This is a genomic window from Leeuwenhoekiella aestuarii (genome assembly GCF_004104055.1).
Classification (GTDB): Bacteria; Bacteroidota; Bacteroidia; order Flavobacteriales; family Flavobacteriaceae; genus Leeuwenhoekiella; species Leeuwenhoekiella aestuarii.
This window is the reverse complement of the sequence record NZ_QOVJ01000001.1, coordinates 388,254-406,509: the sequence shown is the minus strand read 5'-3', so window position 1 is coordinate 406,509 and position 18,256 is coordinate 388,254. Positions and strand designations below refer to the sequence as shown.

Sequence of the window (18,256 nt, the reverse complement as noted above, 5' to 3'; positions counted from 1 at the left end):
GAGTACGTTATCAAGAATAAGCTTTTGCTTACTCTTTATCAGATTTAGACGCATTGATAATCGCTTTGAGTTTTGCAACTCTTGCTTCTTTTTCTTTACGTAATTTTTCTTTTTTTTGCTTGAGAAGCTTGGTGTGCTTTGCCTTATTTTTTCCGTTTTTTGGAGTTCCTTTTTTTGCCATTAGTCTTCTGGATTTAATGGTTGTGCTTTACTTGTAAAATGCTCAACTATACGCGCAATACCATAAGAAAGAATTGTGGGAACAAACCAGGTGATGCCATATTCTGCCAGAGGGATCAGTTGTTTTGTGTTTTCAAGACTCAAAATATTCAGGCTTTTTAAAAAATCTGGAATGCTAAAAATTATAGTAATTAAGACAACGATTCTAAATATCTTTTGGGAAGTATATTTTTCTGGTAAGGCATTCAGCACTATTAAAACAATAACTAATGGATAGATGAAATTTAGTGCCGGCACTGCGATCTCTATAATATAAGCGACACCGGTTTGCCCTATTACAACACCAATTAAACAGCCTAAAATAACCGTAATGACATAAGCTTTTTGAGAATTTTTAAAAAGACCCTTTACAAAATCTGCTGTTCCGGTAACGATTCCTACCGCCGTAGTAAAGCAGGCGATACTTACTAAAAAAGCCAAAATTAAGCGGCCGCCACTTCCCAAAGTCTCATAGCTTAAAAAAGAAAGCAGGTCAGTGCGAGATGGATTTTCTATGCTATTTCGGTACAAGGAACCTATATAAATAAGGCCTGTGTAAATGCTAAATAGACCCATTCCTGCTAAAATAGCAGCTCGTTTTAAAATTTTTTTTTTGGTATTAAAATCTTCTTTATTACTGATTTTCAGGGAAATAACGATTACAGCGCCTATGACTATTGCGCCTATCGCATCAAAAGTTTGATAGCCTTCTAAGATTCCAGACCTTATCGGATTTGTTATCGAACTGGTAGTAGCCTGTGGTAATTCAGCAAAACAAGCAATACCAATTATAGTTATAAGAATAATGAGTAAAAGCGGAGTCAAATATTTGCCTAGGAGATCTAAGATTTTTGAGCGGTTGAGTGTAAATAATAAAACCAGACCAAAATAAATTGAGCTCAATGTAAGGGAGCTTAACGTAAAATATGGTTGAAGTGCCATCTCATAAGTTAATGATGCGGTACGAGGCCCCGGTAATGTTATAGCGACCAGATAGATCAATATGCAAAATACAAGGCTGAATTTAGGATGCACTTTAGATGCGAAGTCTAGCATCGTGCCCTGTAAACGTGCGTGGGCAAAAATTCCTAAAATTGGAATAAATACTGCGGAAATAACAAAACCTAATGCGACCAAAGACCACTGATCACCAGAATTGTAGCCCAGTAATGGAGGCAGGATTAAATTACCTGCTCCAAAAAAAAGTGAAAATATAGCGAAACCAGTAATTAGTGTTTCTTTTTTAAACCCCATACACGATGTAACTTTCCACCCGAAAGATAAAATAAAATGAAGCCAACTAAAGTGCAAAGCAGTCTATTTTATGAGGAATTTGGGAGTGGAGATGCCCTTTGTCTCCTGCATGGATTTTTAGAGAATCGTAAAATGTGGTTGCCGTTTGTTGAAAAATTGTCAATTAAAAATCACATTATACTTGTTGATCTCCCAGGTCACGGTAATAGCAATGTCTTACCCGGTGATAACACAATGAGCAAGATGGCTGTGTCGCTTAATCAACTCTTTGATGATCTTGGTGTAAATCAAGTGAAATTTGTAGGACATTCTATGGGGGGCTACGTAGCACTTGCATATGCAGCTTTGTTTCCTGAGAAAACAGCGGGTATATGCCTTTTAAATTCTACTCCCGAAGCTGATACTGAAGCTCGCAAGGAATTGAGACAACACGGAATAGCTGTTGCTCAAAAGAATTATAAGGCGATGATCTCTATGTCTGTGGCAAATCTTTTTTCAGAGGAGTTGAGAGGAAAATTGAAAGAGGAAATTTCGTACACTAAAAAAGAGGCGTTGAAAACTCCTCTAGCAGGATATGTAGCTTGTCAAAACGGAATGGCTTTACGCTCAGATAATACCTTGCTTTGGAAACAAGCCCGCTTTAAAAAGTGGATGCTTTTAGGAGCTCAGGATACTTTGATATCTGCTGAACAAATGCTGGAAAAATTTGATCGTTCTGATGTCGAAATAAACGTTTTATCTGGTGGACACATGCTTAACATCGAGAATTTTGACGCTGTTTCAGCTTTTTTGTTGAATTTTTAAAGTAGAACTAATAAAGTAGAACTAATGCTGTATTGATTGTAAATTTCTGATTATAAGCTTTTATACCTGAAAGATTCTCAATATATACAACCTAAATTGAAAACATGTGTGATTTTGGGTTCGCGCAGGTATTTAAACGTTTAAAAATGTCTTTTTAACGTTTTGTTTTGTTAAATTTGGGATGCTAACTTCATAAAATGCCCTACCCCATGAGTATCGAAGCCCAAACGAGAAACCCTTTTAAAAGATTACACTGCAAATTATTTGGACACAAATACACTGTTCTACGTTCTTATCAGACAAATAAAAAAGAATACGAATGTTCACATTGCAAAAAGCAGTTTACAGAAAACGACTATGGTGAACTAGAAACCTTAACTCCAAAATTGAGACGTATCAATGAAGTGATGGAGAAATTCTATATTTTTAAGAATACTAGACGTCAATCGGCTTAATTATCTTTTTTATTCCTCATCTTGTAAAGCATTCCATCCTCTGGCTACAATAGGTATCGAGGTATTTGCTCTTGTAATCAAATTCATGCCATCACTTTCTGGTGTGATATGACCAATCACAGTCAAATGTGGATTTCCTTTTACTTTCTCATAATCATCCTGATTGATTGTGAATAATAATTCATAATCTTCACCGCCACTCAAAGCGACTGTTGTGCTATCAATTTCAAATTCCTCACAGACATTTATAAGTTGGGGATCTAATGGAATTTTATCTTCATATAAACGAACCCCTGTTTTAGAGCTTTTGCAAAGGTGTATGATTTCTGATGATAAACCATCGCTGATGTCAATCATTGAAGTAGGTTTGACCTCCATCTTTTTAAGCAATTCTACAATGTCTTTTCGGGCTTCAGGCTTTAGTTGACGTTCTATGATATAAGAATATGGCTCTAAGTCCGGCTGCGCATTGGGATTTACTTTGTAAACTTGTTTCTCACGTTCTAAGACTTGAAGTCCCATATAAGATGCACCAAGGTCTCCAGATACTACCAGAAGATCTCCATCTTTTGCGCCATCACGTTTTACAAGAGCTTCCGGCTCTGCAGTGCCTAAAGCAGTAACGCTAATTAATAAACCTTTTGTGCTTGAAGTGGTATCGCCACCTATTAAGTCAACATTATAGATAGAGCAAGCCAATTCAATCCCTGCATATAACTCCTCAAGCGCTTCAAGAGGGAAGCGGTTAGAGACAGCAATAGAAACGGTAATTTGTGTTGCTTCAGCATTCATCGCATACACATCAGAAAGATTTACCATTACCGCTTTGTACCCCAGATGTTTTAAAGGCATAAAGCTGAGGTCAAAATGTACACCTTCAACTAAGAGATCTGTTGTAACTACCAGTTGTTTACCTTCGGTGTTTACAATTGCAGCGTCGTCGCCAATACCTTTTACGGTACTGTTTTGGCGTATGGTAAAATTCTGAGTCAGATGATTTATAAGTCCAAATTCACCCAAGTCGCTTAATGAAGTTCGGGATTGATCTTTATTGTCAAACATAATAGCCTTGCTTTTGGCTGCAAAGTTAAATGGAATAAACGAAACCCGATATTCAAGACTGTTTTTAAAACAAAAATCTTTGTAAAACAGAGCTCGTATCAGCAGTCGCCTGAACTTTGAATTCTCGACTGAAACAATTATAGTTAAAAGAAATAGTAAATAGAGTTTATGATATAATTCCTTTATTATTTTATAAGATAGTTTAATGTAAGGTTGTATGGTAAAACCCTACTTAAATGGTATATTTGCACCAATTAAGAAGTGATATGATTAAAGTAAGCGAAGACGCAAAAAAGAAAATAGCCGGCCTGATGAGCGAGGAGGGTTATGATGCTGCCGTAGACTACGTTAGAGTGGGAGTAAAGAGTGGCGGTTGCAGTGGTTTGTCTTATGAGCTAAAGTTTGATAAAAGTCTTCAGGAAGAAGATAAATTGTTTGAAGATAATGATATCAAACTGATTGTTGATAAGCGTAGTTTTCTCTATCTGATAGGCACTGTTCTAGAATACAGTGGGGGGTTAAATGGTAAAGGTTTTGTCTTTAACAACCCCAATGCACAACGCACCTGCGGTTGTGGAGAAAGTTTTTCACTATAATAATGATAATTACTGTTTGTAACAAACAGCTTAGATAAAGTATATGGCGTATACAGAAGACGATTTAGAAAAAGAGTTAGCGACCAAAGAATATAAATACGGATTCTACACAGATATTGAATCTGAAACGTTTCCTAATGGGTTGAACGAAGATGTTGTGCGAGCAATATCTTTAAAGAAAGGAGAACCGGAATGGATGACCGACTGGCGTATTGAAGCGTTCAGACATTGGCAAACGATGGAAGAACCAGAGTGGGCTAATGTGCATTATGCAAAACCAGACTTTCAGAATATTTCGTATTATTCTGCTCCTTCAAAGAAACCTAAATACGATAGTCTTGATGAAGTAGATCCTGAATTATTAGACACATTCAAACGTTTGGGTATTTCTCTTGATGAGCAAAAAAAGCTTGCAGGTGTTGCGGTTGATGTGGTTATGGATTCTGTTTCGGTAACAACCACTTTTAAGAAGACACTTGCTGAAAAAGGAATCATTTTTTGTTCTATTTCTGAAGCGATAAAAGAACATCCTGAACTGGTAAAAAAATATATTGGTTCGGTGGTTCCTCAGAAAGATAACTTTTATGCTGCCTTGAATAGTGCAGTTTTTAGCGATGGTTCTTTCTGTTACATTCCTAAAGGCGTACGCTGCCCGATGGAGCTTTCTACTTATTTTAGAATCAATCAGGCCGGTACCGGTCAGTTTGAAAGAACTCTTGTAGTTGCTGATGCAGGTAGTTACGTGAGTTATTTAGAGGGGTGTACAGCTCCTTCACGTGATGAAAATCAGTTACATGCAGCAGTTGTTGAGTTGATTGCTTTAGATGATGCAGAGATTAAATATTCAACAGTACAGAACTGGTATCCTGGTAATGATCAAGGTAAAGGAGGGGTATACAACTTTGTGACTAAACGCGGATTGTGCGAGAAAAACGCAAAAATCTCCTGGACACAAGTTGAAACCGGTAGTGCTGTAACTTGGAAATATCCTAGTTGTATATTGAAAGGTGATAACTCAATCGGTGAATTTTACTCGATTGCTGTTACTAACAACTTTCAGCAGGCAGATACGGGTACAAAGATGATTCATATAGGTAAGAACACTAAGAGTACGATTATCTCTAAAGGGATCTCTGCAGGTCAATCTCAAAACAGCTACCGTGGTCTGGTGCAGATAAACAGCAGAGCTGAAAACGCACGGAATTTTTCACAGTGTGACTCGTTATTAATGGGTAATAAATGTGGAGCGCATACTTTTCCATATATCGAAGCTAAAAACAAAACAGCACGGGTAGAACACGAGGCTACTACGAGTAAGATTGGTGAAGATCAAATCTTCTATTGTAACCAGCGTGGTATAGATACTGAAAAAGCAATCGCATTGATTGTGAATGGTTTTAGTAAAGAAGTGCTAAACAAACTACCGATGGAGTTTGCTGTTGAAGCTCAGAAATTATTAGAAATTTCATTAGAAGGTTCAGTAGGATAATTAATTAAGAATATCAGAAAAAGGCATTATAAATCAGCCTAAAGAATTTAGAATATGTTAGAGATAAAAAATCTGAATGCAGGTATAGAAGACAAAGACATCTTAAAAGGGATTGATCTTAAAGTAAACGCAGGAGAAGTTCACGCTATTATGGGGCCTAACGGTTCTGGTAAAAGTACGTTATCTTCTGTTGTTGCGGGAAAAGAAGAGTATGAAGTGACTGGGGGGGACATCTTGTTTGAGAACGAATCTATTTTAGAATTAGACGCTGAAGAGCGTGCGCACAAAGGTGTTTTTCTTTCGTTTCAATATCCTGTTGAGATTCCTGGAGTTTCGGTGACTAATTTCATCAAAACTGCGATCAATGAGACGCGTAAGGCTAAAGGTTTAGAAGATATGCCTGCTAGTGATATGCTGAAGATGATTCGTGAGAAATCTGAGCTTTTAGAAATCGATCGTAAATTCTTATCTCGTTCCTTGAATGAAGGGTTTTCAGGTGGTGAGAAAAAACGTAATGAGATTTTTCAAATGGCGATGTTAGAGCCTAAGCTTGCAATACTTGATGAGACTGATTCCGGTTTAGATATTGATGCTTTGCGTATCGTCTCTAATGGGGTGAACAAATTGCGCAGTAAAGACAATGCGGTTATCGTTATTACACACTACCAGCGCTTGCTAGAATATATTGTTCCAGATTTTGTACACGTTCTTGTAGACGGTAAAATAGTAAAATCTGGAGGTAAAGAATTAGCACTTGAGCTAGAAGAAAAAGGTTACGACTGGGTAAAAGCTGAATTAACAGCGTAAGCTTATTCAAGTTTGAAACTTCAAAATTCAAGATTATGGCATCTATAAAGCGATTTGAAGATTTACAAATTTGGCTTGATGCAAGGATTTTGGAGCAGGATATAATTAGAATTGTTAAGAGTAAAGAACTCAAAAATAATTTCAAATTAAGAGCTCAAATTACTAGTTCGGCCGGAAGCATTATAGATAATATTGCTGAAGATTTTGAACGTAATGGTAATTTAGAGTTTCGGCAATTTTTATCAATTGCAAAAGGATCTGCAGGAGAAACGAGATCGCAATTATACAGAGTTTATGATTGGGGTTATATCGAGCAGAACCTGTTAGATGATCTCACATTGAAATGTGAGCAATTAAGTAAACAAATAGCTGGTTTTATAAACTATTTGAACAAAACAGAACTCAAAGGAAGTAAGTTTCAAGGTAAATCTTGAATTCTTAAACTTTGAATATTGAATTTAACTATGAGTTTAAAAGATAAATTATTATCATCATACCTGACTTTTCAGGAGAACACAGATCTTGATAATAGTATTCACGATATCAAAGATGAAGCTATTAAAATATTTGAAGAACACGGTTTTCCTACCCGAAAGGATGAGAACTGGAAATACACTTCTTTAAACAGCTTGACAAAACCAGATTACAGTTTGGTTTCTCATGCAGATGATGCTATTGAATTTAAAGACGTTAAGAAATATTTCTTAAATGATATAGACACCTATAAAATTGTGTTTATAGACGGGGTTTACAGTTCGTATCTTTCTGAAACGACACACGATGGTGTAGATGTTTGTTTATTGAGTTCGGCACTTACTAAGCCAAAGTTCAAGCAGGTAATTGATGTGTATTTCAATAAAATTGCTAAAAAAGAAAGTCTTACAGCTTTAAATACTGCTTTTGCAAAAGAAGGTGCATACATCTATGTTCCTAAAAGCAGAGCGGTAAATAAACCTATTCAGATTGTTCATTTTTCTACTGGTAATGAAGCTAATTTAATGCTTCAACCGCGTAACTTGATCGTTGCTGAAGAAAATGCAGAAGTACAGGTTATTGAGCGTCATCAGAGCCTCAACTCTAATGCAGTGTTTACAAATTCGGTTACAGAGATCTATGCGGGAAAACACGCAAGAGTTGATTACTATAAAATTCAGAACGATAAAGAAAATGCTTCTTTAATAGATAACACCCATATAGATCAGCAAGAATCTAGTGAAGTTTCGGTGCATACTTTTTCTTTTGGAGGAAAATTAACGCGTAACAATCTTAACTTCTATCAGAATGGGGAACATAACAACTCTATTTTAAAAGGTGTTACTATCATCGAAGACAAGCAGCACGTAGATCACAATACCTTGGTTCATCACAAGCAGCCTAACTGCGAGAGTCATCAGGATTATAAAGGTATTTTTGATGATAAATCTACCGGTGTTTTCAATGGTAAAGTTGTGGTAGATGCGATTGCACAAAAGATCAATGCGTATCAATCTAACAACAATATCCTGATCAGTGATAAAGCCTCTATCAATTCAAAACCTCAATTAGAGATCTTTGCTGATGATGTGCGTTGTTCTCACGGTTGTACTATTGGTCAGCTTGATGAAGATGCTTTGTTTTATATGCGATCTCGTGGTATAGGTATTAAAGAAGGTCGAGCTTTATTGATGTATGCGTTTGCTAATAACGTTCTGGAGAGTGTAAAAATTCCACAGCTAAAAGCACGTATTACTAATCTTATTGCAGATAAGTTGGGCGTTAATATTGGTTTTGACCTATAGCATACGTTTTCTTATTCTATAAATTTTCTAAAATTCACTTATGGCTAGCGTCAGCACACCTTTAACCTTTGATGTCAAGAGTATAAGGAAGGATTTCCCTATTCTAAACCGAAAGGTCAATGAGAAACCCTTGGTGTACTTTGACAATGCTGCGACTTCGCAAACGCCACAACAGGTAATAGATGTTATTGTAGAGTATTATTCTAACTATAATGCAAATATTCACCGTGGTGTTCACGCACTTTCTCAAGAAGCTACAGATGCTTACGAGCAGGCTCGTATTAAATTGCAAAAGCATTTCAATATCCCTAATGCCTATCAAACCCTTTTTACCTCAGGTACAACGCACGGGATTAATATTGTCGCTTCGGGCTACGCCGAAATTTTAAAGGAAGGAGATGAGGTTGTTGTTTCAGCATTAGAGCATCATTCTAATATTGTGCCTTGGCAAATGCTTTGTGAAAAGACCGGTGCAGTGCTTAAGGTTATCCCGATGACAGATAACGGGACACTTGATATGGATGCTTTTGAACAATTGCTTTCAGATAAAACAAAATTAGTTTTTGTAAATCACGTGAGTAATGCGCTAGGAACTGTAAATCCCATTGAATTTATTATTGAAAAAACACATGCAGTGGGTGGTGCGGTTTTAGTAGATGGTGCTCAAGCTGCTCCGCATATCAATGCAGACGTTCAGGCTCTTGATGTTGATTTTTATGTGGTTTCTGCTCATAAAATGTGTGGTCCTACCGGAGTAGGAATGCTGTATGGAAAAGAGAAATGGCTGGAGCAATTGCCTCCGTATCAAGGTGGGGGTGAGATGATCGATCAGGTCACTTTTGAAAAAACAACCTACGCAGGCTTGCCGCATAAATTTGAAGCAGGTACCCCAAATATTTGTGGCGGTATTGCTTTTGGCGCTGCTCTAGATTATATGAATGCGATAGGCTTTGAAAACATTGCGGCATATGAGCATGAACTTTTAGAATACGCTACAGAGAAATTAAAAGCAATAGACGGACTTAGAATTTACGGGGAGTCTAAAGAAAAAACAGCTGTAATTTCATTTAATATAGAAGGAATTCATCCGTACGATATAGGTACGATCCTCGATAAGCTGGGTGTTGCCGTTCGTACCGGTCACCATTGCGCACAACCTATTATGGATTTTTATAAGATTCCCGGTACAGTGCGTGCTTCGTTTGCGTTTTACAATACTAAAGAAGAGATTGATGTATTAGTAGCTGGTGTTGAGCGAGCTAAAAATATGTTGAGTTAATTTTAACCTTTCGATTTGCAGGTATTTCAAGGAATACTAGTAATTTCATATTCAAAATAATAGCGATATGAGAATAGTAATAGCACTGGTTATATTCGGTTTAGTAGGTTTTAGTTCGTGTAAATCAACTAACAAAAAGATGCAAGGGCCCAAGGGTAAATACATTGTACAATCTGTAAAAACAGATTCTATCGCAGATAAAGAGATGACCATTATTTTTAATGAAGATACCGGTCAAATCAACGGTAGAGGGGTTTGTAATAGCTACAGTTCTACGTATGTAGTTAGTGGGGAAAGCATTAAATTTTCGCCTGCGATCTCAACAAAAATGATGTGTCCTGAAGGAACATCTTTAGAATATAATTTTTTTCAAGCACTGTTGAAGGCTAATACCTTTTCAATTAAAAAAGGAAAACTGAGTCTTTATAATGCCGAAAATAAGCTGATTTTGACAGCTAAAGACGATTAATGATTATGAGTAGTATTCAAGAAATACAACAGGAGATAGTTGAAGAGTTTGAGATGTTTGACGACTGGATGCAGCGTTATGAATACATGATTGAGTTAGGTAAATCGTTGCCTCTTATTGATGAGAAGTATAAGACAGACGAGTACATCATTAAAGGCTGTCAAAGCAAGGTGTGGGTTCATGCTGACCTTAAAGACGATAAAATCGAGTTCACTGCAGACAGTGATGCGATTATTACTAAGGGGATCATTGCAATTTTAATACGTTCTTTTTCTGGGCAACCGCCTCAGGAAATTCTGGATGCAGATACTTCTTTTATAGACGAAATAGGTCTTAAAGAACATCTTTCGCCAACCCGGGCAAATGGTTTGGTGAGTATGATTAAACAGATTAAATTATATGCAATAGCCTATCAGGCTAAAGCCGGAAACTAATGATGAATTTAGAAAATAGCTTCACTTTAACAATAGGGTTAAGTGGTGTTGTATTTCTAATTGTTGCAGCTTTCATGTATAAGTTTCCTCCAAAAAGGATCAACCATCTTTATGGTTACCGTACAGCAAAGTCTATGAAAAATCAAGATAACTTGAGACTTTGCCCAAAAATATTCTTCCTTACGCATGATAGAAGTTGGTGCTGTTTTTACAATTCTGACGGCTATTTCAGCATTCGTAATTTCAAAAGGTGATGAGTCAAGAAGTCTTATATTCTTAAGCTTTATGATCATGGCAGGCGGAATTATATATATGTTTGTAAGGACACAGCGAGCAAGCGACAAAAACACTAAAGATTAGAACGATGAGCGATACAAAAGAGATAGATACACAAGAGTTAGGCGAAAAAGTAGTTCGCGTACTAAAAACCATTTACGATCCGGAAATTCCGGTAGACATATATGAGCTTGGGCTTATTTATGATGTTTTTGTAAATGAAGATTATGAGACTAAAATCTTAATGACACTTACCACTCCTAATTGCCCGGTAGCAGAAACGCTGCCTGTAGAAGTAGAGGAGAAGGTTAAGACCATAGATATGGTAAAAGACTGTGAAGTTGAGATTACTTTTGATCCGCCCTGGACGCAGGATCTTATGAGTGAAGAAGCAAAATTAGAATTAGGTCTGCTTTAAACCTTTAATCTATTTTTATGGAAGAAATCATAAACAGAGTAGCAAACAGTAAGCTTAAAACTTTTAATCTTGAGGATTTATATCCTGCCGGAAAGAGAGAGACTATAGATATTGCTCAATGGCTCGCCGAAGGTTTTATTTTGCGTGAAAAAGACTTTCGCGAAAGCTTAAAAAACTTTGACTGGTCTGTTTATGAGGATTCTTATGTTGCGCTTCAATGCAGCACAGATGCTATTGTGCCTGCCTGGGCTTATATGCTTGTAACTACTTATTTACAATCTGTTGCAAAAAAAATAATTGTAGGTTCACTCACTGATTTAGAGACTGTTTTATATACTGAAGTTATTCAACAATTGGAGGTGTCAGGTTATGTAAATGAGTATGTGATTGTTAAAGGTTGTTCTAATAAACCAGTACCTCAAAACGCCTATATTTTATTGACTCAAAAATTACAACCCGTAGTAAAAAGCCTGATGTTTGGAGAGGCTTGTTCTTCTGTTCCGCTTTTTAAAGCGAACTAATAATTTATAAATCATATTTTTCTTAGTGTTTATGCCTGTTTAAAAAATAACGGTTAATTATCTTTGCCGAAAACCAACGAACAGAACTATGAAAAAAATATTATTTATTTTCTTGATGGCATGCACACTAACTTCTGTATATGCTCAAGATAAAACTGAAGAAGAATTAAAAGAAGAGATGGCTCCTAAAAAAGCCGAAATCTCAAAACTTCAAAAAGAAGTAAAATCATTACAATCTCAAATAGATAATCTTCCAGGTTGGAAATTTGGTGCTTTTGGTACCGTAGGCGCAAACTTTAGCTGGTTCAATAGCTGGTATTCTCAAGGGAATCCTAATGTTTCTTCTGCAACAGTTGGAGCCACTGTAAATGCATTCGCAAATAAGAAAGCAGACAACTATTTCTGGAGAAATGCATTAAATCTGAATCTGGGTTGGGTTAAGTTTGACGATCGTGACGATCCTACAGACGACGACAGTTTCCGCAACGCGACAGATGTTTTTAATATAACCTCTTTATACGGTTACAAGTTATCTGAAAAGCTTGCCGTTTCTACCTTAGGTGAATACCGTACTACGATTCTTGATAACTTTAATGATCCGGGATATCTTGATGTGGGTGTGGGTATGACGTGGACTCCTGTAAATAACCTTACGGTTGTGGTGCACCCTTTAAACTATAACTTTGTTTTTAGCAGCGAAGATTCAGTTTTTGAATCTTCTTTAGGTGCTAAGATCGTTGCAGATTATACCCGTCAGATCGGTAAAATAGCTTTTAAATCTAACCTCTCAGCTTTCCAAAGTTATAAGAGTAGTGACTACTCAAACTTTACCTGGATCAATTCATTCAACTATAAACTCTTCAATAATATTGGGGTTGGTTTTGAGTTTGGTTTAAGAGGAAACAAGCAAGAAAATCTGGATTTCCAATTAGCTGAGTTTGTAGATAACGGTAGCGTGGGTACAGAACCTAACTTTGATAATCTAGACAGCCAATTACAATCGTATTATTTATTAGGATTGACGTATTCATTCTAATTAAGAGATTTCCAATTGCAATCATAAAAAAGTCCGATACTGTACAGTATCGGACTTTTTTTATGGAGTAAGTTTTGTTATTCTTCCTCACCGGTATACAAGTCATATTCCGGATATAAAAAGTTGTTATACGGGAAACGGGTAATGTGAATCTCACGCACACGTTCATAAACCTTTTTGCGGAAAGCTTCCATATTGTCTTTGTTTAATGCCGAAATAAAGATTGCATCACCATCCATACGAGACATCCATGTGCGCTCCCATTCTTCGAGAGTAAAATGCTCTTCAGTACGTTCGGTTACTAAATCATCATCATCAATGGTTTTATGGGTATAGGCATCAATTTTATTGAATACCATCAGCATCGGCTTGTCAGAACCTCCTATTTCATCCATAATCTGGTTTACAGAAGCAATATGGTCTTCAAACTGTGGATGCGAAATATCTACCACATGCAAAAGTAGATCGGCCTCGCGTACCTCGTCTAAAGTACTTTTAAACGATTCTACCAGCTGTGTAGGCAATTTTCTAATAAATCCTACTGTATCACTTAAAAGAAAAGGGAGATTACGTATAACCACTTTTCTAACTGTAGTATCCAGAGTTGCGAAGAGTTTGTTTTCGGCAAAAACTTCACTTTTACTTATGGTATTCATCAAGGTAGATTTGCCCACATTGGTATACCCTACAAGTGCAACACGCACTAATGCTCCACGATTTCCGCGTTGTACAGCCTGTTGCTTATCTATTTTCTCAAGTTTCTTTTTAAGTAAGGTTATGCGGTCGCGTACAATACGTCTATCGGTCTCGATCTCTGTTTCACCAGGTCCACGCATTCCGATCCCCCCACGTTGCCGCTCTAAGTGTGTCCACATACCGGCAAGTCTGGGCAATAAATATTCATACTGCGCCAGTTCTACTTGCGTACGTGCATAACTGGTCTGTGCACGTTGCGCAAAGATATCAAGGATCAAGTTGGTACGGTCTATAACCTTACATTTCAGTATTTTTTCAATGTTTTTTTGTTGTGCCGGGCTCAATTCATCATCAAAAATAGCAGTACCTACCTCGTATTGGTCAACATAAGCGCGTACCTCCTCCATCTTCCCGGTACCTATAAAAGTTTTCGGGTTAGGCGTATCCATTTTTTGAGTGTAGCGTTTCAAAACTTCACCTCCTGCGGTATAGGCCAGAAACTCCAGTTCATCCAGATATTCTGTAGCTTTTTCTTCGTCCTGAAACTGCGTAATCAAACCGATTAATACGGTTTTTTCATATTCTATTTTATTCTCTTCAATCATAAATAAAAGTAAGCTGCAAAGATAAGGATTTAGAAGCTAAGGGTTTCTTAAAAGAAGTGGGGTTTATCGAGTTAGTAATTCTTATTTAAGGGAAGCACCTTACTAAAAGTAAGCTGTTTGATTCTGTAAAAGATGAGTGATTTAATACCTTGAGAATATAGTTGCTAATACATGTTTAATCTAAAAGAGCTGATAGCTTGATGAAGTATGAAGTTGAAATGTTCTGTGATCTCAAAAAACTTGGAAATGATTAGATTTTTTCAATCATTTGATAATTCCAATTGTGTTTTTAATTTTTATCCTTTTGACCTTGATTCAGCCTATAATAACATTATTCAATATCCCCCATCAATCCTTATAGTAGATTTTGATCATCCTGTGTTAAAAAAATCCGGGTTAAAACCATTTGAAGAAATTATTTCTTACCTATCACACTTTCCAATTTTAATAGGAATCTCCTCTACCAAGAGTTACGCTTATGAAGCATTAAAAGCAGGATTCAATGACTACCTGATTACACCTCTAAAAGAACTGGAAATTCGAAAAAGTTTATTGAAGTTTCAAAATAAAATACAACTAGAAAGAAAAGATTGTGAGATGATTTGTTTAAAATCTTATTCAGATTATCGTTTTTTAAAGGTTGATGAGATATTATTTCTTAAGGCAGATAATAATACAACCGATATTTTTCTTAAAAAAGAAAAGGAGGTAACTGCGTTTAAGTCTTTGGGGTATTTTGAAAGGAAATTACCAAAATGTTTTTTTCGAATTCATAACAGTTATATTATTAATGCAACTGCTGTACGTCGTATTAACTATAATAAAGCCTTATTATTTTTTGAGGATGGTGTGAATTCATTCTCAGTACCCTTTTCAAGAACTTATAAAAAAAATGTAGATAATTTAAAAGATATCTTAGGTAAAAGTGATATCTCTTTATCTAGTTAGTTACCCTTAAAACTAGGTATCTTACCACCCATTAAATGAGAGGTACAATCTAATTTCGTTATGATTAGAACACTCTATAAAATTCAAGTAATATTACAGAGTTAACAACAATGAAGCCCCGATAACCGGGAGATTGGATCCAATTGAAGTTTCAGATTATTATTTAAAAACTTCAATTATGAAATTAAGAAATTTACCCCTTTTATTTTTTTTATTAGCTACAATCGTAGTAAATATAAGTTGTGAGCCAGACAAAATGCTGAATGATATCAATGTTGTGAGTGATTCAGGAAATGAAAAAAATGAAGAGAAACCGAGAGAACCTGAAGATTGATTTTAATCTCCCATAATTTTAACCCTGAAATTCCATTTCAGGGTTTTTATTTATATATTACTTTAAAAGGTGCTTTTTAAAATTTAAGTTCTCTACAGCCTTATATTCAATCGAGTATTTTCTATGATAAATATATTCTCTTCTCGTAATCTGGGGAAGCTTGCATTTTTTTACGTCGTATTGTGTTTTCTAGGTTGTTCTAAACACGCTGATACTAATTTTGCAACAGAAAACGATTATCTAGATTCTTTTAAAGAAAGTATTGAAGAGGTTGAGCATCTTGATAAAAATATAGCTAATGATAGTTTAAGACTTTCTATTTTATCGAAACTTTCCCTCAAGTTCCTGTATTCAGATTCAACTCTTTTTAGGCATACAAATCGTAAGACCATTGCACTTTCAAGCCAATTGAACACCAAAAAGATAAAGGCAAATGCATATTGGGATCTGGCATATTTTTATAGTAAAAATGCTTATTTAGATAGTGCTTATGCATCATACTATAAGGCTTATCAAAATTTTATTTCTATTGATGATACGTATCATTCAGGAAAAATGATGCTCAATATGGCTATTTCTCAAGAGAGAGCCAGAGATTATGTTGGGAGTGAGAATTCGTCTTTTAGAGCTCTTAAACTTTTGCCAGATTCTAAAAAAGAAGATGTATATGCTGTGTATAATAACCTTGCCATAATTTATAATGGTCTTGATGATTTTAATTCTGCTATAGTTAATCATAAAAAAGCGATTGATATAGCTACACAAATTGGTGATCAGTCTTTAATAGTAACTAGTTTGAATAATATAGCCGTTGTTTATATAGAAAACGGATTTTACGCTAAGGCATTAGAATATATTGTAAAAGCCTTAAAAATAGAAGACCTTAAGAATAGTGATATTCGCCTTTATGCTATGCTTTTAGATAATTTTTCTTACGCTCAATTTAAGCAAGGCAATACTAAAGACTTTTTACAATACTCTCTTGAGGCTCTTAGAATACGGGACAGTATAGATCATAAGGCTGGTATTATGGCAAATAAAATTAGGCTCGCAGAGTATTATTTGTTTGAGGGAGATTCAACAAACGCACAATTAAACTTAAAATCAGCATTGTCATTGGCTGAAGTTGAAAAGAATTCAAAATATGAATTAGAAGCCTTGTTAAAACTTCAAAAGATTACCAAAAATTTAGATTATCTAGACAGATACATTACATTAAACGATAAGCTAATTCGCGATGAGCGAAAGATTAGAAGCAAGTTTGCACGGATTAGGTATGAAACAGATACTTATATTCAAGAAAATAAAAATTTAAGTGAACGTAATATTTGGTTAACAATTGCTTCCATTACAATGCTAGCATTGGTAAGTGTAATCTTCTTTTTTCAACGACAACGAATAAAGCTAAAAGAAGCTCAAATGCAAAATAAGCTCAAAGATTCTAATGAAGAGGTGCTTAACTTACTTCTAGATCAGCAAAAGAAGGTTGAACTTGCTGAGATAAAAGAACGTCAACGAATTTCAAGAGATTTACATGATGGGATATTAAGTCGTCTCTTTGGTACTCGTATGGCTTTGGGTTTTTTAATAAGGCAGGACTCAAATAGTAATGCTAAAAACCATGTTGAAGAACTGCAGGCAATTGAAAAAGATATACGAAATTTAAGTCACAATCTTATATCAACAAATTTTGATTCTAATGATGGAATTGAAAAGTTGATCAAAAAGTTGATTCAAGATTTTAATGACCATTCAGATATAAATTTTGATTTAGAAATTTCGAAAGAAGTTAAGTTTAACAATTTAGAAAGCAGTATAAAAATTTCTATCTATTATATTTTACAAGAATCATTACAAAACGTGCGTAAACATTCTCTTGCTTCTTCTTGCTTTATAAAGTTCACTAAAGAGCTACAATGTTTAAAACTAATAGTAGAAGATGATGGTATTGGTTTTAATGCTAAAACTCCAAAGCAAGGAATTGGACTCAAGAATTTACAATTTCGAATAAATAATTTTAAGGGTAGTATGTATATTGAATCTGATGAATCTGGAACCAAAATAACATATACGATACCGATATGACTTCCGTCAATGTATTAATTGTTGAAGATCACCCTCTGATTGTAGAGTCTTATAAGCAGGGATTTGAAATTATTTCTAAGAAGCAATCAATAATTTTTAATATAGAAATCGCTCATAATCTTGATGATGCAATAGCTGTCCTAGATGACTATTCTTATATGAATACGTGTGGTTTAATTTTTCTAGATATACAGTTGCCAATAGGCTTAAACCAAAAGATATTGTCTGGTGAAGATTTAGGACTTCTTATAAGAAAGAAATATCCTTTAATTAAAATAGGTATAATTACATCCTTAAATGATAATTACCGTTTGAGGACTTTAATTAAGAATATTGATCCTGAGGCGGTACTTATAAAAAATGATCTAACACCAGAAGAATTAATAAGCGCGATACAATCAATTATTACAAGCCCCCCATATTATACTTCAACCGTTTTAAATTTATTGAGAAAGGAGATATCTAAAGATGTAGACATAGATGAAATAGATCGAAAACTATTATATGAACTTTCAATAGGAACTAAAATGGTAGAGCTGCCAGCTATTCTACTTTTATCTAAAGCCGGGGTAGAGAAAAGAAAGCGTAATCTTAAAGCGCTATTAGCAGTTGAAGATCAATCTGATCGTGAGCTCATTTTGAATGCTAAGAATCGTGGTTTTTTGTAAAAACAAAGTCCATACTATAAGTA

21 protein-coding genes are annotated in these 18,256 nt (G+C 35.3%); 17 read left to right on the top strand and 4 right to left on the bottom strand.

From position 1 onward, the window contains the following. Positions 1–28: 28 nt before the first annotated feature. Both DSM03_RS19020 and brnQ read right to left on the bottom strand, forming a co-directional pair. Positions 29–181 carry a hypothetical protein gene (locus DSM03_RS19020; protein WP_201740394.1) on the bottom strand — a complete coding sequence of 51 codons (153 nt, stop codon included), beginning with the start codon at positions 179–181 and terminating at the stop codon, positions 29–31. Beyond that, complete coding sequence (brnQ, locus tag DSM03_RS01815) at positions 181–1,473, bottom strand: branched-chain amino acid transport system II carrier protein (protein WP_128761662.1); 1,293 nt, start codon at positions 1,471–1,473, stop codon at positions 181–183. The genes DSM03_RS19020 and brnQ overlap by 1 nt, the downstream gene beginning before the upstream one ends. Positions 1,474–1,509: 36 nt before the next feature. Between brnQ and DSM03_RS01810 the strand changes: the two genes are divergently transcribed. Together DSM03_RS01810 and DSM03_RS01805 are read left to right on the top strand one after the other, a co-directional pair. Next, positions 1,510–2,277, top strand: a complete 768-nt coding sequence (locus tag DSM03_RS01810; RefSeq protein ID WP_128761661.1) for an alpha/beta fold hydrolase — start codon at positions 1,510–1,512, stop codon at positions 2,275–2,277. 209 nt (positions 2,278–2,486) lie between these two features. Next, complete coding sequence (locus tag DSM03_RS01805; protein WP_128761660.1) at positions 2,487–2,732, top strand: DUF1660 family phage protein; 246 nt, start codon at positions 2,487–2,489, stop codon at positions 2,730–2,732. A gap of 9 nt (positions 2,733–2,741) precedes the next feature. Here the strand turns inward: DSM03_RS01805 and thiL are convergent, their stop codons facing one another. Next, entirely contained in the window at positions 2,742–3,794 is a 1,053-nt protein-coding gene (gene thiL / locus DSM03_RS01800) for a thiamine-phosphate kinase (protein ID WP_128761659.1), read from the bottom strand. A gap of 266 nt (positions 3,795–4,060) precedes the next feature. Here thiL and DSM03_RS01795 point away from each other — a divergent pair, with 266 nt between their 5' ends. From DSM03_RS01795 to DSM03_RS01745, 11 genes are all read left to right on the top strand, one after another. Continuing rightward, a complete protein-coding gene (locus DSM03_RS01795; RefSeq protein ID WP_128761811.1) occupies positions 4,061–4,390 on the top strand; it encodes a HesB/IscA family protein in 330 nt (109 codons plus the stop codon). Between the two features lie 43 nt (positions 4,391–4,433). Beyond that, on the top strand, positions 4,434–5,879 hold the full coding sequence (gene sufB, locus DSM03_RS01790) for a Fe-S cluster assembly protein SufB (RefSeq protein WP_128761658.1): 1,446 nt from the start codon (positions 4,434–4,436) through the stop codon (positions 5,877–5,879). Positions 5,880–5,933: 54 nt separating this feature from the next. Further along, positions 5,934–6,686, top strand: coding sequence for a Fe-S cluster assembly ATPase SufC (gene sufC, locus DSM03_RS01785; RefSeq protein WP_128761657.1), 753 nt, complete (start codon positions 5,934–5,936; stop codon positions 6,684–6,686). 35 nt (positions 6,687–6,721) lie between these two features. Beyond that, entirely contained in the window at positions 6,722–7,120 is a 399-nt protein-coding gene (locus DSM03_RS01780) for a four helix bundle protein (protein ID WP_128761656.1), read from the top strand. 30 nt (positions 7,121–7,150) lie between these two features. Next, the gene (gene sufD / locus DSM03_RS01775) at positions 7,151–8,464 is read left to right on the top strand and encodes a Fe-S cluster assembly protein SufD (protein WP_128761655.1); all 1,314 of its coding nucleotides are present in this window, start codon (positions 7,151–7,153) and stop codon (positions 8,462–8,464) included. A gap of 40 nt (positions 8,465–8,504) precedes the next feature. Continuing rightward, positions 8,505–9,743: an aminotransferase class V-fold PLP-dependent enzyme gene (locus DSM03_RS01770; RefSeq protein ID WP_128761654.1), complete on the top strand. Its 1,239-nt coding sequence runs from the start codon at positions 8,505–8,507 to the stop codon at positions 9,741–9,743. A gap of 67 nt (positions 9,744–9,810) precedes the next feature. Next, a complete protein-coding gene (locus DSM03_RS01765) occupies positions 9,811–10,212 on the top strand; it encodes an META domain-containing protein (protein ID WP_128761653.1) in 402 nt (133 codons plus the stop codon). A gap of 5 nt (positions 10,213–10,217) precedes the next feature. Continuing rightward, positions 10,218–10,646, top strand: coding sequence for a SufE family protein (locus DSM03_RS01760; RefSeq protein WP_128761652.1), 429 nt, complete (start codon positions 10,218–10,220; stop codon positions 10,644–10,646). A 364-nt stretch (positions 10,647–11,010) separates the two neighbouring features. Continuing rightward, the gene (locus DSM03_RS01755) at positions 11,011–11,340 is read left to right on the top strand and encodes a DUF59 domain-containing protein (RefSeq protein WP_073099325.1); all 330 of its coding nucleotides are present in this window, start codon (positions 11,011–11,013) and stop codon (positions 11,338–11,340) included. 17 nt (positions 11,341–11,357) lie between these two features. Continuing rightward, positions 11,358–11,861 carry a DUF2480 family protein gene (locus tag DSM03_RS01750; RefSeq protein ID WP_128761651.1) on the top strand — a complete coding sequence of 168 codons (504 nt, stop codon included), beginning with the start codon at positions 11,358–11,360 and terminating at the stop codon, positions 11,859–11,861. Positions 11,862–11,949: 88 nt separating this feature from the next. Then, complete coding sequence (locus DSM03_RS01745) at positions 11,950–12,897, top strand: DUF3078 domain-containing protein (protein ID WP_128761650.1); 948 nt, start codon at positions 11,950–11,952, stop codon at positions 12,895–12,897. 77 nt (positions 12,898–12,974) lie between these two features. Here the strand turns inward: DSM03_RS01745 and hflX are convergent, their stop codons facing one another. Then, positions 12,975–14,198 (bottom strand): GTPase HflX, encoded by a 1,224-nt coding sequence (hflX, locus tag DSM03_RS01740; protein WP_128761649.1) that lies wholly within the window; start codon positions 14,196–14,198, stop codon positions 12,975–12,977. Between the two features lie 246 nt (positions 14,199–14,444). On the opposite strand from hflX, the gene DSM03_RS01735 reads away from it, so the two are divergent. The 4 genes from DSM03_RS01735 to DSM03_RS01725 all read left to right on the top strand — a co-directional run bounded on the left by DSM03_RS01735 (position 14,445) and on the right by DSM03_RS01725 (position 18,233). Further along, complete coding sequence (locus DSM03_RS01735; protein WP_161567089.1) at positions 14,445–15,146, top strand: LytR/AlgR family response regulator transcription factor; 702 nt, start codon at positions 14,445–14,447, stop codon at positions 15,144–15,146. Positions 15,147–15,324: 178 nt separating this feature from the next. Continuing rightward, positions 15,325–15,480 carry a hypothetical protein gene (locus DSM03_RS18940; RefSeq protein WP_161567088.1) on the top strand — a complete coding sequence of 52 codons (156 nt, stop codon included), beginning with the start codon at positions 15,325–15,327 and terminating at the stop codon, positions 15,478–15,480. A 123-nt stretch (positions 15,481–15,603) separates the two neighbouring features. Further along, a complete protein-coding gene (locus DSM03_RS01730) occupies positions 15,604–17,565 on the top strand; it encodes a tetratricopeptide repeat-containing sensor histidine kinase (protein ID WP_128761647.1) in 1,962 nt (653 codons plus the stop codon). Beyond that, on the top strand, positions 17,562–18,233 hold the full coding sequence (locus tag DSM03_RS01725; protein ID WP_128761646.1) for a response regulator: 672 nt from the start codon (positions 17,562–17,564) through the stop codon (positions 18,231–18,233). Before DSM03_RS01730 ends, DSM03_RS01725 begins: the two co-directional genes overlap by 4 nt. Positions 18,234–18,256: the final 23 nt, after the last annotated feature.

Excerpts from the sequence above, each read along its gene's own strand:
- DSM03_RS01735 (WP_161567089.1), top strand. The coding sequence starts at position 14,445 with ATGATTAGATTTTTTCAATCATTTGATAATTCCAATTGTGTTTTTAAT.
- DSM03_RS01795 (WP_128761811.1), top strand. The coding sequence starts at position 4,061 with ATGATTAAAGTAAGCGAAGACGCAAAAAAGAAAATAGCCGGCCTGATG.
- DSM03_RS19020 (WP_201740394.1), bottom strand. The coding sequence starts at position 181 with ATGGCAAAAAAAGGAACTCCAAAAAACGGAAAAAATAAGGCAAAGCAC.
- DSM03_RS01810 (WP_128761661.1), top strand. The coding sequence starts at position 1,510 with ATGAAGCCAACTAAAGTGCAAAGCAGTCTATTTTATGAGGAATTTGGG.
- DSM03_RS01755 (WP_073099325.1), top strand. The coding sequence starts at position 11,011 with ATGAGCGATACAAAAGAGATAGATACACAAGAGTTAGGCGAAAAAGTA.
- DSM03_RS01765 (WP_128761653.1), top strand. The coding sequence starts at position 9,811 with ATGAGAATAGTAATAGCACTGGTTATATTCGGTTTAGTAGGTTTTAGT.
- DSM03_RS01780 (WP_128761656.1), top strand. The coding sequence starts at position 6,722 with ATGGCATCTATAAAGCGATTTGAAGATTTACAAATTTGGCTTGATGCA.
- sufB (WP_128761658.1), top strand. The coding sequence starts at position 4,434 with ATGGCGTATACAGAAGACGATTTAGAAAAAGAGTTAGCGACCAAAGAA.
- DSM03_RS01725 (WP_128761646.1), top strand. The coding sequence starts at position 17,562 with ATGACTTCCGTCAATGTATTAATTGTTGAAGATCACCCTCTGATTGTA.
- DSM03_RS01730 (WP_128761647.1), top strand. The coding sequence starts at position 15,604 with ATGATAAATATATTCTCTTCTCGTAATCTGGGGAAGCTTGCATTTTTT.
- DSM03_RS01770 (WP_128761654.1), top strand. The coding sequence starts at position 8,505 with ATGGCTAGCGTCAGCACACCTTTAACCTTTGATGTCAAGAGTATAAGG.
- brnQ (WP_128761662.1), bottom strand. The coding sequence starts at position 1,473 with ATGGGGTTTAAAAAAGAAACACTAATTACTGGTTTCGCTATATTTTCA.
- DSM03_RS01805 (WP_128761660.1), top strand. The coding sequence starts at position 2,487 with ATGAGTATCGAAGCCCAAACGAGAAACCCTTTTAAAAGATTACACTGC.
- hflX (WP_128761649.1), bottom strand. The coding sequence starts at position 14,198 with ATGATTGAAGAGAATAAAATAGAATATGAAAAAACCGTATTAATCGGT.
- thiL (WP_128761659.1), bottom strand. The coding sequence starts at position 3,794 with ATGTTTGACAATAAAGATCAATCCCGAACTTCATTAAGCGACTTGGGT.
- DSM03_RS01745 (WP_128761650.1), top strand. The coding sequence starts at position 11,950 with ATGAAAAAAATATTATTTATTTTCTTGATGGCATGCACACTAACTTCT.
- DSM03_RS18940 (WP_161567088.1), top strand. The coding sequence starts at position 15,325 with ATGAAATTAAGAAATTTACCCCTTTTATTTTTTTTATTAGCTACAATC.
- DSM03_RS01760 (WP_128761652.1), top strand. The coding sequence starts at position 10,218 with ATGAGTAGTATTCAAGAAATACAACAGGAGATAGTTGAAGAGTTTGAG.
- sufC (WP_128761657.1), top strand. The coding sequence starts at position 5,934 with ATGTTAGAGATAAAAAATCTGAATGCAGGTATAGAAGACAAAGACATC.
- DSM03_RS01750 (WP_128761651.1), top strand. The coding sequence starts at position 11,358 with ATGGAAGAAATCATAAACAGAGTAGCAAACAGTAAGCTTAAAACTTTT.
- sufD (WP_128761655.1), top strand. The coding sequence starts at position 7,151 with ATGAGTTTAAAAGATAAATTATTATCATCATACCTGACTTTTCAGGAG.